9 protein-coding genes, 2 tRNA genes and 1 pseudogene are annotated in these 12,711 nt (G+C 60.1%); 4 read left to right on the forward strand and 8 right to left on the reverse strand.

Annotation, left to right across the window (positions count from 1 at the left end):
* Positions 1 to 23: 23 nt before the first annotated feature.
* From dnaB to rnr, 7 genes are all read right to left on the reverse strand, one after another.
* Positions 24 to 1,421 (reverse strand): replicative DNA helicase, encoded by a 1,398-nt coding sequence (gene dnaB, locus ACZZ0K_RS21240; protein WP_016771936.1) that lies wholly within the window; start codon positions 1,419 to 1,421, stop codon positions 24 to 26.
* 119 nt (positions 1,422 to 1,540) lie between these two features.
* A complete protein-coding gene (gene rplI, locus ACZZ0K_RS21245; RefSeq protein ID WP_003221136.1) occupies positions 1,541 to 1,987 on the reverse strand; it encodes a 50S ribosomal protein L9 in 447 nt (148 codons plus the stop codon).
* A gap of 18 nt (positions 1,988 to 2,005) precedes the next feature.
* A complete protein-coding gene (locus tag ACZZ0K_RS21250) occupies positions 2,006 to 2,899 on the reverse strand; it encodes a hypothetical protein (RefSeq protein WP_016771937.1) in 894 nt (297 codons plus the stop codon).
* A gap of 36 nt (positions 2,900 to 2,935) precedes the next feature.
* On the reverse strand, positions 2,936 to 3,166 hold the full coding sequence (rpsR, locus tag ACZZ0K_RS21255) for a 30S ribosomal protein S18 (RefSeq protein WP_002551829.1): 231 nt from the start codon (positions 3,164 to 3,166) through the stop codon (positions 2,936 to 2,938).
* A 29-nt stretch (positions 3,167 to 3,195) separates the two neighbouring features.
* Positions 3,196 to 3,618 carry a 30S ribosomal protein S6 gene (rpsF, locus tag ACZZ0K_RS21260; RefSeq protein WP_016771938.1) on the reverse strand — a complete coding sequence of 141 codons (423 nt, stop codon included), beginning with the start codon at positions 3,616 to 3,618 and terminating at the stop codon, positions 3,196 to 3,198.
* A gap of 296 nt (positions 3,619 to 3,914) precedes the next feature.
* Complete coding sequence (rlmB, locus tag ACZZ0K_RS21265; RefSeq protein WP_252877333.1) at positions 3,915 to 4,682, reverse strand: 23S rRNA (guanosine(2251)-2'-O)-methyltransferase RlmB; 768 nt, start codon at positions 4,680 to 4,682, stop codon at positions 3,915 to 3,917.
* Positions 4,679 to 7,309, reverse strand: coding sequence for a ribonuclease R (rnr, locus tag ACZZ0K_RS21270; RefSeq protein ID WP_258707520.1), 2,631 nt, complete (start codon positions 7,307 to 7,309; stop codon positions 4,679 to 4,681). The genes rlmB and rnr overlap by 4 nt, the downstream gene beginning before the upstream one ends.
* 225 nt (positions 7,310 to 7,534) lie before the next feature.
* Here rnr and ACZZ0K_RS21275 point away from each other — a divergent pair.
* The 4 genes and pseudogenes from ACZZ0K_RS21275 to ACZZ0K_RS21290 all read left to right on the forward strand — a co-directional run bounded on the left by ACZZ0K_RS21275 (position 7,535) and on the right by ACZZ0K_RS21290 (position 10,648).
* Positions 7,535 to 7,621, forward strand: a tRNA-Leu gene (locus ACZZ0K_RS21275).
* Between the two features lie 180 nt (positions 7,622 to 7,801).
* Positions 7,802 to 7,888: transfer RNA gene (locus ACZZ0K_RS21280), tRNA-Leu, on the forward strand.
* A gap of 185 nt (positions 7,889 to 8,073) precedes the next feature.
* Positions 8,074 to 9,084 carry an extracellular solute-binding protein gene (locus ACZZ0K_RS21285; RefSeq protein WP_016771941.1) on the forward strand — a complete coding sequence of 337 codons (1,011 nt, stop codon included), beginning with the start codon at positions 8,074 to 8,076 and terminating at the stop codon, positions 9,082 to 9,084.
* Positions 9,084 to 10,648, forward strand: a pseudogene (locus ACZZ0K_RS21290) (ABC transporter permease). The gene ACZZ0K_RS21285 and the pseudogene ACZZ0K_RS21290 overlap by 1 nt, the downstream one beginning before the upstream one ends.
* 90 nt (positions 10,649 to 10,738) lie before the next feature.
* Here ACZZ0K_RS21290 and ACZZ0K_RS21295 read toward each other — a convergent pair.
* Entirely contained in the window at positions 10,739 to 12,673 is a 1,935-nt protein-coding gene (locus ACZZ0K_RS21295; protein ID WP_041480726.1) for a methyl-accepting chemotaxis protein, read from the reverse strand.
* Positions 12,674 to 12,711: the final 38 nt, after the last annotated feature.

Consider the following 12,711-nt stretch of genomic DNA (forward strand, 5'->3'; position numbering starts at 1 on the left):
AGGCCGGATGATCCGGTCTGCTGTTACTCGTCGTCGTCGAAGTTGTAACTGCCCGGCGCGAGGTTTTCGAAGCGCGTGTACTTGCCGATGAACGCCAGCCGAATAAACCCGATCGGGCCGTTACGCTGTTTGCCGATGATGATTTCGGCAATGCCCTTGTGCTCGGTTTCCGGGTGATACACCTCGTCGCGATAAACGAACATGATCACGTCGGCGTCCTGCTCGATCGCTCCGGATTCGCGCAAGTCGGAGTTGACCGGGCGTTTGTTGGGGCGCTGTTCGAGGGAACGATTGAGCTGCGACAGGGCGACTACCGGGCAGTTGAATTCCTTGGCCAGCGCTTTCAGCGATCGCGATATCTCGGAAATCTCGTTGGTGCGGTTGTCACCGCTGGAACCGGGGATCTGCATCAGTTGCAGGTAGTCGATCATGATCAAGCCGACATCGCCGTGCTCACGCACCAGACGCCGGGTCCGCGCGCGCATTTCCGAAGGGCTGATACCGGCGGTGTCATCGATGAACAGTTTGCGATCATTGAGCAGGTTGACCGCTGACGTCAGGCGCGGCCAGTCGTCATCTTCGAGCTGGCCGGAACGCACCTTGGTCTGGTCGATTCGGCCGAGCGAAGACAGCATACGCATGATCAGCGATTCGCCTGGCATCTCGAGGGAGTAAACCAGGACAGCCTTCTCGCTGCGCAACACGGCGTTTTCCACCAGGTTCATCGCGAAGGTGGTTTTACCCATCGACGGACGGCCGGCGACGATAATCAGGTCGGACGGCTGCAAGCCGCTGGTCTTTTCATCGAGGTCGGTGTAACCCGTAGACAGACCGGTGATGGCGTCGGCGGTGTTGAACAGGGTATCGATCCGGTCGATAGCCTTGGTCAGCAACTCATTGACGCCGACCGGGCCGCCGGTCTTCGGCCGCGCTTCGGCGATCTGGAAGATCTGCCGTTCGGCTTCATCGAGGATCTCTTCGGCGGTGCGGCCTTCGGGGTTGAAGGCGCTGTCGGCAATCTCGGTACTGATGCCGATCAGTTGGCGCAACGTCGCACGCTGACGGACGATCTGCGCATAGGCCTTGATGTTGGCGACGGACGGGGTGTTTTTCGCCAGTTCGCCAAGATAGCCGAGGCCACCGACTTGCGACGTCTGACCTTCCTTGTCCAGCTGTTCGGCAAGGGTCACGACATCGATCGGCGAGTTCTGATCAGCCAGTTTGGCGATCGCTCGGAAGATCAGACGGTGGTCATGTCGATAGAAATCGCCATCGGAGACTTGATCGAGCACGCGTTCCCAGGCGTTGTTGTCCAGCATCAGACCACCGAGTACGGCCTGTTCGGCCTCGATGGAATGCGGCGGCACCTTCAGGGCAGCGGTTTGCAGATCGTATTGCTCGGGAGCGGAGATATCGTTCATGGCCACTTGAGTATTAGTGAAAAGCAGGGAATTCAGAAAGACAAAGGGCACGACCTGTAAACAGGATCGTGCCCGATGTTAACCGTCTGACGGACAAGCCGCCAGCCGATCCGTGTTGCTTAAGCTGCTACCACGACAACGCGTACGGTGGCTTCAACTTCGGCGTGCAGGTGCACGGCCACGTCGAATTCACCCACGTTGCGGATGGTGCCGTTCGGCAGACGAACTTCGCTCTTCTGCACTTCAACGCCGGAGGCGGTCAGTGCGTCAGCGATGTCGTGAGTACCGATCGAACCGAACAGCTTGCCTTCGTCGCCAGCGGTGGCAGTGATGGTCACTTCCAGCTCGGCCAGTTGGGCAGCACGGCTTTCAGCCGATGCCTTACGGTCTGCGGCGGCTTTTTCCAGCTCGGCGCGACGCTCTTCGAACGCAGCCAGGTTGGCAGCGGTCGCAGCGGTAGCCTTGCCGAAAGGCAGCAGGTAGTTACGGCCGTAACCGGCCTTAACGTTTACTTTGTCGCCCAGGTTGCCCAGGTTGGCGATTTTTTCCAGAAGGATCAGTTGCATGTGAAAATCCTCTAACTTTTAACCTTCACCGTTCGCGCTGTCGGTGTCTTTCGACACGTGACGACCGCGAAAATCAATCAGGCTGTCGACAATGGCCAGAACCACGAGCAACGGATAGATCAGCTGCATGAACAACAGCAGCGTGACGTACAACCCCACCAGCCAGAAACCGGCCAGTCGCTTCTGCCCGACCAGCCCGTGAATCAGGGCTAGCCCGGCGAACACCAGCGGTACACTGCACAACGGCGTCAACATGGCCATCTGTGCACCGAGATTCGGGCCCAGAAGCATCAACGCCAGCAGTAACATCGCCGGCCCCAGCGGGATGCGGATGGCGCGAAACTCGCGACCGAAACCACCCGGGTTGTACAACAACGCCTGCCAATGCCGCCCGACAATCAGGCTCAGCACGCTGACGATCTGCAACAAGGCCGCAATCAGTCCGGTCAGGACCGGTGCAATCAGGGACGCGAAACGCGCTTGCTCATCGACCGACAATTGCTTGTAGGTCTCACCAAGAAGCGCCGGCATGACCTTTATGAGGGCCTGTGCAAGCATCTCGATCTGGGCCGCAAACGCGACCCCGAGCACCACTGAAAACACCACTCCGATCACTACGCTGACCAGCAGCGTGCGGACCCAGGATTCGCTTGCGCGCAAAACCAACGCAAGCCCCGAAGACCCCAGCAGCACCAGAAGTGCCCGTGGGTCGTCGGCATACAGCCACCAGATCAAGGCCGGCAGCAGTCCCAGTGACAGAACGCCAAGGGCGTCCGTCAATCCGCGCCGCAGCAGCACAAGGCTCCCGGCGGCAGCACCCAACCAATACAACAACGGCAATGTTGCACATCCGGCCACCACGAGAGTGGCCTGCATTCGGCCTCGCATGATGAACTCAGCTAAGGCGCGCATGCATTCAATCCTTTGCTACTTGTCGACTGCCCGGTCTCAGCGGCCGTGGCTGTCGGTGTAGGCCAGCAGGGCCAGGAAGCGGGCGCGCTTGATAGCGGTGGCCAGCTGACGCTGATAACGAGCTTTGGTACCGGTGATGCGGCTTGGAACGATTTTGCCGGTCTCGGATACGTAGGCTTTCAGAGTGTTGAGATCTTTGTAGTCGATCTCTTTCACGTCTTCAGCGGTGAAGCGGCAGAATTTACGACGACGGAAGAAACGTGCCATTTGATAGGCTCCTTAATAAGGTCCGTGGATTACTCGTCAGCGTTATCGCTGTTGTCGCTGTCATCACTGTCGGTGCCTTCGGCGCCTTCGTGCTCAGGACGGTCGCGACGCTCACGGCGCTCACTGCGGTTTTCTTCAGCCTTGAGCATCTCGGACTGGCCGGTAACGGCTTCGTCGCGACGGATGACCAGGTTACGGATCACTGCATCGTTGTAGCGGAAGTTGTCTTCCAGCTCGGCCAGGGCCTTGCCAGTGCACTCAACGTTCAGCATCACGTAGTGAGCCTTGTGAACATTGTTGATTGCGTAGGCCAGTTGACGACGGCCCCAGTCTTCCAGACGGTGGATTTTGCCGCCGTCTTCTTCGATCAGCTTGGTGTAACGCTCAACCATGCCGCCGACTTGCTCGCTCTGATCCGGGTGGACCAGAAAGATGATTTCGTAATGACGCATGAATGCTCCTTACGGGTTGTAGCCTGCCGCTCAAAAACGGTCAGACAAGGAGTGAATGACACTTATGGACTTGCTGGCGCGGGGCACATGCGTGCCTGCCGTCACAGCAAGGGGCGCAATTGTAGAGAAGGGACTGCGGGCGCGCAAGGCAATTGGTGAATATTTGAACAATCACCGGGCGACCCGTGTAGGAGCTGCCGAAGGCAGCGATCTTTTGACTTTGATTTTTTCAAAGCAAGATCAAAAGATCGCAGCCTCGTTTCACTCGACAGCTCCTACAGGGGATTTGCAGCAGGTCAGGACTTCTTCGCGGCAGCCTTGGCCTTCGCACCGCGCTGGCGCTGGGCTTCGAACAGGCACACGCCGGTGGCGACCGAGACGTTGAGGCTGCTGACGCTGCCGGCCATCGGCAGGTTCACCAAATAGTCGCAGTGCTCGCGGGTCAGGCGACGCATGCCTTTGCCTTCGGCGCCCATGATCAGAATGGTCGGGCCGGTCAGGTCCTGGTCATAAATGCTGACCTCGGCTTCACCAGCGGTGCCGACTACCCACAAACCGCGCTGCTGAAGTTTTTCCAACGTGCGCGCCAGGTTGGTCACGGCTACCAGCGGAATCACTTCCGCCGCGCCACAGGCAACTTTACGCACGACCGGCGTCAGCGTGGCCGACTTGTCTTTCGGCACGATCACCGCCAGCGCACCGGCCGCATCGGCCGAACGCAGGCAGGCGCCGAGGTTGTGCGGATCGGTCACGCCGTCGAGCACCAGTAACAGCGGCGCGCCTTCGGTGCGATCGAGCAACTCGTCGAGCATCGCCTCGCCCCAGACCTGACTCGGGCTGACTTCAGCGACAACGCCCTGATGCACGCCTTCAACCCAGGCGTCCATTTCGCGACGCTCGGCCTGGCCGACCTGAACACGGTTTTCGTTGGCCAGCTCGACCAGCGTCTGCACGCGCGGATCGTTGCGGCTTTCCGCCAGCCAGATCTGCTTGACGCGCTTGGGGTGGTGACGCAGCAACGCTTCTACCGCGTGAACGCCGTAGATTTTTTCCAACTGACTCATGACTTCGCCTTCGGTTTACGCGCCCCGCCACTTTTGGCTGGAGCGGAACCCGCTTTTGGCGGGCCCTTACGGTGTTTGCTCGGCTTGGCTGGCTTGCCGTCGGTCGCCCTGTCAGGCGCCGACCGTCCGGTCTTTCCCCCGGACGCCGCTTTACCACCGTTTTTCGCATCGGCCAGCAAGGCCTTCTTCAATTCACGGCTTTTGCGCAGCTCGGCGTTTTTCGCCACGGCGTCGCTCGGGCGATAGGCTTCGGCAACCTTTTCCTTGGCCGGACGACGGCTGGCGGTTTTCGCTGGAGCCTTTTCTTCCGCAGCCTTGGCAGCAGGCGCAGCGGTTTCGGCGCCACGTTTCTTGCGACGGATCGGCGCGCTGATGGTTTTCTCGGCCATCTCGAAGTCAATCTTGCGCTCATCAAGGTCGACGCGCATGACGCGTACTTCAACGGTGTCGCCAAGACGGAAACTGCGACCGGTGCGCTCGCCCGCCAAGCGGTGATGCACAGGATCGAAGTGGTAGTAATCGCCCGGCAGCGCGGTGACATGCACCAGGCCTTCGACGTAGATATCGGTCAGTTCGACGAACAGACCAAAACCGGTCACAGCGGTGATTACGCCCGGGAACGATTCGCCGACGCGATCCTTCATGAACTCGCACTTGAGCCAGTTCACCACGTCGCGGGTCGCCTCGTCGGCACGGCGCTCGCTCATCGAGCACTGCTCGCCAAGCTGCTCCAGCGCCGCCTCGTCGTACGGATAGATGCGCGCCTTCGGAATGGTCATCGCACCGGCACGACGAACGTGCGGGGTGTCCTGTTTCGAATGGATCACGCTGCGGATCGCGCGGTGCGTGAGCAGGTCCGGGTAACGACGGATCGGCGAAGTGAAGTGGGTATAGGCTTCGTAATTCAGGCCGAAGTGGCCGTCGTTTTCAGCGCTGTACACCGCCTGACTCAACGAACGCAGCATCACAGTCTGGATCAGGTGGAAATCCGGACGATCCTTGATGCTCGCGAGCAAAGCCTGATAATCCTTCGGCGACGGACCGTCCTTGCCTTTGTGCAGGGACAGGCCGAGCTCACCAAGGAATGCGCGCAGCTTTTCCAGACGCTCTGGCGGCGGACCGGCGTGAACGCGATACAGCGCAGGGATTTCGTGCTTCTTGAGGAATTCGGCAGTGGCCACGTTGGCCGCCAGCATGCACTCCTCGATCAGCTTGTGCGCATCGTTGCGCACGGTCGGACGGATTTCGGCAATCTTGCGCTCGGAACCGAAAATGATCCGGGTTTCCTGGGTTTCGAAATCGATCGCGCCACGCACGTGACGGGCGGCCAGCAATACCTTGTACAACGCGTAGAGCTGCTTGAGGTGCGGGACGACGTCGGTGTACTCGCCACGCAATTTGCGCGCTTCGGTAGCCTTCGGCGTTTCCAGCATCGCGCTGACCTTGTTGTAGGTCAGACGGGCGTGGGAATGGATCACCGCCTCATAGAAGCAGTAGTCGGTCATTTCGCCGGACTTGGAGATGGTCATCTCGCAAACCATGGCCAGACGATCGACTTGCGGGTTCAGCGAGCACAGGCCGTTGGACAGTTGCTCGGGCAGCATCGGAATCACGCGCTCGGGGAAGTACACCGAGTTGCCGCGAACCTGAGCTTCGTTGTCCAGCGCCGAGCCGATCTTCACGTAACTGGAAACGTCGGCAATCGCCACGTACAACTTCCAGCCACCGGAGAACAGACGCAGCTTGCCCGGTTTGGCTTCGCAGTAGACCGCATCGTCGAAGTCGCGGGCATCTTCGCCGTCGATGGTGACGAACGGCAGATGACGCAGGTCGATGCGCTTCTCTTTGTCTTTTTCTTCGACTTCCGGCTTGAGCTTGGCGGCTTCTTTCACAACCGCTTCAGGCCAGACGTGCGGGATATCGTAGGTGCGCAGGGCAACATCGATTTCCATGCCCGGCGCCATGTAGTTGCCGACCACTTCGACCACATCGCCTTGCGGCTGGAAACGCGGCGTTGGCCAGTGGGTGATTTTCACCTCGACGAATTGACCGATCTGCGCATTGGCGTTGCGGCCCGGGGTGACCAGCACTTCTTGCTGAATCTTCGGATTGTCGGCAACGACGAAGCCGATACCGCCTTCTTCGAAGTAGCGGCCGACGATGGTTTCGTGAGCGCGGGAAACTACTTCGACGATCACGCCTTCACGGCGACCACGACGGTCGAGCCCGGAAACCCGGGCCAGCGCACGGTCACCATCGAACACCAGACGCATTTGCGCCGGGCTCATGAACAGGTCGTCGCTGCCGTCGTCCGGCACCAGGAAGCCGAAACCGTCACGGTGACCGCTGATGCGGCCGAGGATCAGGTCGAGCTTGTCCACCGGCGCGTAAGTGCCACGGCGGGTGTAGATCAGTTGAGCGTCGCGCTCCATGGCGCGCAAGCGGCGGCGCAGGGCCTCGATCTGGTCTTCGGTGGTCAGACCAAACTCTTCGACCAGTTGCTCGCGGGCAGCAGGCGAACCCCGATCGGCGAGGTGCGCCAGGATCAGTTCGCGGCTGGGAATAGGGTTTTCGTATTTTTCCGCTTCACGAGCGGCCTCGGGATCGAGGGACTGCCAATCGGCCATTAGAGAGTTTTCACCTTGTCTATATGCGGGTTAGTTTGGCATAGGCGCCGGGAAACGGGAAATTTCCGCTTCTATAAGGCTTTGCATGGCCCTGTATCGACGCTCTGATAGGGTTTTGAACGCCGCTGGTAAAAAAATTCAGTTTTTTCTGCAGTAGGGGTTTACAGTTAAAAAGGCGCTCCGTATAGTGCGCGCCATCGACGACGCACAAGCGCTTTCGATGATGCCCAGGTGGTGAAATTGGTAGACACGCCAGCTTCAGGTGCTGGTGACCTTACGGTCGTGGAAGTTCGAGTCTTCTCCTGGGCACCAATTTCGAGTTTGAGACTAGATCAGTTTCAAGACTCACACAAAACCCGCGAAAGCGGGTTTTTTGCATTTGCGGGAAAGCTTTTGTTCACACTGATTTATTAAAACCAAATCAGGGGTTTACAGATCAAAAAGGCCTCCGTATAGTGCGCCACATCAACAGCGGCAACGCTTGCGATGATTGCCCAGATGGTGAAATTGGTAGACACGCCAGCTTCAGGTGCTGGTGACCTTACGGTCGTGGAAGTTCGAGTCTTCTTCTGGGCACCAATTCAAATTCAAGGTTCAGGCCTTGGATTTCACAAAAACCCGCGAAAGCGGGTTTTTGCGTTTCTGGCTTCCTGAATTTCGCCATCCCTACAGGATCGCCAGTCGCCCCACAAGGCGCACTTGAGAAACAATATCGTTTATCATTGTTGCAAGTTTTTGCAATGCGACAGTGAGGAACCCTGCGAATGACGTTTCGAAATACCCTGCGCCGAGGCCTGACCTTCACCCTCCTCGGCCTGGCACTCGCCACTCCCCTCACCCAGGCTGCCGATGCGGTTTCCCTGACTCTCTACAACGGCCAGCACAAGGAAGTCGGCGACGCGATTGCCAAGGCTTTCGAAGCCAAGACCGGCATCCACGTCAACGTGCGCAAAGGCAGCAGCAACCAGCTCGCCAGCCAGATCATCGAAGAAGGCGACCGCTCCCCCGCCGATGTGATCTACACCGAAGAGTCGCCGCCGCTGAATAACCTCGGCGAACAGGGTCTGCTGGCCAAGGCCGATGACGCCACGCTGGCAGTTCTGCCGGAAAAATACGTCGCCGCCAATGGCACCTGGATCGGCGTTACCGCCCGCGTACGCGTGGTCGCGTTCAATCCGAAACTGATCGATGAAAAAGACCTGCCGAAATCGGTGATGGAATTTTCCGAGCCGCAGTGGCAGGGCAAGGTCGGCTTCGTTCCGACCAGCGGCGCCTTCCAGGAGCAGGCCGTAGCGATCATCAAGCTGCACGGTCGTGACGCCGCCGAAGAATGGCTGACCGGCCTGCGCGCGTTCGGCAAGACCTACAGCAACAACATGGTCGCACTCAAAGCTGTGGAAAACGGCGAAGTCGCTACCGTACTGGTGAACAACTACTACTGGTTCGCCCTGCAACGCGAGAAGGGCAAGCTCGATTCCAAATTGCATTACTTCACCGGCGGCGACGCTGGCGGCTTGATCACCGTGTCCAGCGCTGCCGTACTGAAATCCAGCAAACATCCAAAAGAAGCCCAGCAATTCCTCGCCTTCATGGCCAGCGAAGAAGGTCAGCGCGTGATCACCCAGACCACCGCTGAATATCCGCTGCACAAAGGCATGGAATCGGATCGCGGTCTCAAGCCGTTCAGCGAACTGGAAGCGCCGAACGTCACCCCGGCGGATCTGGGCAACGCTGAAGAAGCGCTGGAACTGGAACGCGAAGTTGGCCTGAACTGATGGCAGCATCGTTATCGCCCCCCGCCGCGCGCGGGGTTATGTGCCAAGGCGCAAGCGGCCGTCGATCTGGCTGGTGCTGCCGGTATTGCTACTGGTGGTACTGAGCCTGTTGCCACTGGCCTACGTCGGGGTGAAAGCCTGGCAGGCCGGCTGGGCCGAGGCGCTGCATTTGCTGTGGCGCCCGTATGTGTTTGGCCTGTTGCGCAACACCTTGGCACTGATGGTCGGCGTGACGATCACCTGCGCCGTGATCGGCCTGTCGCTGGCATGGCTACTGGAACGCAGCAATCTGCCGGGTCGACGCCTGTGGGGCGTGATCCTGTGCCTGCCGTTTGCGGTGCCGGCGTTTGTCAGCAGCTTCACCTGGGTGTCGCTGAGTGCGCAGTTCGAAGGCCTCGGCGGAGCGATTCTGGTGATGAGCCTGTCGAAGTATCCGCTGATCTTCCTGCCAGTCGCGGCGACCCTGCGCAATCTCGATCCCTCTCTCGAAGAATCCGCCCGCACGCTGGGACAGAATCGCTGGGGCGTGTTTTTCCGCGTCACCCTGCCGCTGTTGTGGCCATCGCTGTTGGCCGGCTCGCTGCTGATTGCCCTGCACATGCTGGTGGAATTCGGCGCGCTGTCGATCATCGGTTTGCAGACCTTTACCACGGCGATCTACCAGCAATTCGAACTGGAATTCAGTAACGCCAACGCAGCGATGCTTTCGGCGGTGTTGCTGGCGCTGTGCCTGCTGCTGTTGTGGCTGGAACTGCGGGTGCGCGGCAAGGGCCGGCATGTGCGCACTGGCCAGGGTGCAGCGCGACAGGCTGAGCAAGTAAAGCTTGGGCCATGGGCTGCGGCAGGTCAGTTGTATTGCCTGTTGCTGGCGATTATCGGCAGCGGCGTTCCGCTGGGCATGTTGGCCTACTGGCTGGCGGTCGGTTCGTCGGCGGCGTTCCCGGTAGCAGCGATCACTGAGGCGCTGCTGTCATCGCTGGCATTGTCGTTGGGCGGCGCGGCGTTGTGCCTGGCGCTGGCAGTGCCGGTCGGGCTGCTGGTGGTGCGCTATAAAGGCCAATTGGCAATCTGGGCCGAACGCCTGCCTTATCTGCTGCACGCGCTGCCGGGCCTGGTGATTGCGTTGACGCTGGTGTATTTCGCCCTGCATTACGTGCCGGTGCTGTATCAGACGTCGGGCTTGCTGCTGATCGCCTATGCGCTGCTGTTTCTGCCGCTGGCGCAGGCACCGATTCGTACGGCACTGAACAAGGCTGCACCGCAGCTGGAAGAAGCCGCGCGGACCTTGGGCGCATCGTCGTTCACGGCGTTTTGCCGGGTGACATTACCGATCATTTTCCCGGCACTGGGCGCGGCGTTTGCGCTGGTGTTTCTCGATGCGATGAAGGAATTGACGGCGACGTTGCTGCTCAGCCCAACCGGACTGAATACGCTGGCGACCGAGGTCTGGGCGCATACAGCGAATGTCGAGTTTGCGGCGGCGGCGCCTTATGCGGCGTTGTTGATCGTGGTGTCCGGGCTGCCGGTTTATCTGCTGACGACGCGGATGTATCTGAGCCGCTGATACCGCTTTCGCGAGCAGGCTCGCTCCCACAATGGATTGAGTTTCCCTGTGGGAGCGAGCCTGCTCGCGAAGATGCCAGCCCGGATAACATCAAGCGCGAAACTGCCCCAGGCTAGCCTTCAACTGCGCCGCCAGACCATCCAGCACCTTGCCACTGGCGGTGGTTTCCACCACTGCCTGCGCCGCTTTCTCGGCTTGGGCATGAATCGTTTCGACGCGCCCACGCACTGCCTGTGCACCCTGCGCCTGATGCGCTGCTGCTTGCGTCGCCAGACCGATCGCCGCATGCACCTGCTCGACCGAAGCCTGCACCGATTGCTGCAAGCGCGCACTGTCGCGCAAGACCAGCAAACCTTCGCTGGCCTGCCGTCCGGCCTGGCCAATCGCCTCGACTGCCTCACGTGCGCCCTGTTGCAGAGCGACGATGTGCGCTTGAATATCGCCCGTGGAGCTTTGCGTCTTGCTCGCCAGCGCACGAACTTCATCCGCCACCACGGCAAACCCACGCCCGGTTTCACCGGCCCGCGCCGCCTCGATCGCAGCGTTCAACGCCAGCAGGTTGGTCTGTTCGGCGATGCCATGAATCACCGTCAGCACCACCTCAATCTGCTCGCTCTGCTGCGCCAGTCGCTCGATAACCTTCGCCCCGGTATCGACCTGCCCGGCCAGCGCTTCGATCAGGCTGCCAACTTTCGCCGAAGTCCGGGTGTTCTCATCGGTGGCCTGACGAATATCGACAACCTGCTTGAGCGCCGCCTGCATCGCCTGACTTTCCGACTGCGCCTCGTCTGCCATTTGCGACAGCGCGCGCAGGCTTTCCGCCACTTCATCGCGCTGCATTCCGGCAGCGGCATCGGCGCCAGCGTTGCGCAAAGTCATCGCGCCGATTTCCACGCCAGTGCGCTGAGCGACGTCGCCCGCCTCGCGCACGATCGGCTGCAATTTATCCACGAAGCGATTGACCGCTGAGGCCATGTCACCGATTTCATCCTTGCTGTTGATCTGCACACGCTTGGTCAGATCGCCCTCGCCCGCTGCCAGATCGTCCATCGCCGCATTGAGCATTTTCAGACGATTGACCACACGATGACCGAGCACCACGGCCAGCAACAGCAGCACGCCGCAACCGACCAGCGCCAGGCCAAGGCCAATGCGCCAGCGAAGAGTGGCGGCAGCTTCCTGAACGGTTTGTGCGGTGTTGGCTTTCATTTCACCAGCGGTGGCTTGCGCCGATTGCAGGCGCGCCTGCATCGCTTTGGCGCTGTCCGCCGCTGCGCCTTTAAGGCTGTCGCCGACCAGTTGATCGCTGCTGGCAATCAGCGCCAGGAAGCGCTTGTCGAGCTCGGCCAGATCGGTTTCCACCGAGGCTGTGGAAACGCCCATCAGCACTTTGCCGATCTCCACGCCATTGGGATTGATCGAGGCTTCGAGGTAATAGACTGAGGGATCGTTCTTCGCCGCATCCAGCACTTTATCCAGCGCGCGCTCGCCCTGACCTTTTTCCAGCAAGGCCTTGTTGATCGGGTTTTCACGGTTGAGATAACGGGTCAGATGCTGGCCGGTGGCGTCGTCATACACCACGAACAACACGTTGGGATTGCGCTGGGCGCGACGAGCGAACTCCGAGAGCGTCGGCACGTCGCTGTCCCACATGGCACGCGGCGCTACGGATGCAAGCAACTGCGCCATGTCGTTGGCCGAATCCTTCAGGTCCTTTTCCAGCGTCGCTCGCAGCTGCGCCTGCTCTTCTTTCAGACGCGCGGACAGGCCGACCGTCAGGCGCTGACGAGTGCTGGCCGATAACGCATCAAGACTTGAAGTGACTTCACGCCCGGCCTGCTCCAGCTCACCGGAGAGCTTCTGGCTGTCGGCACCCAGGCGCACGGCCAGATCGGCTTCCAGCGCGGTCACCGTGCTCCGCGTCAGGGCAACCGCCACCAACACCTGCACCAAAAGGGCGATACCAAGGGTAACGAACACCGGCCGCAACAAACGGCTTTGTAACAGTGAGAGAACGGCTGACACTTTAAATCCCTCTACTTCTGACGCCATTAATTTGATGG

It is taken from the genome of Pseudomonas sp. AC255, assembly GCF_979258175.1.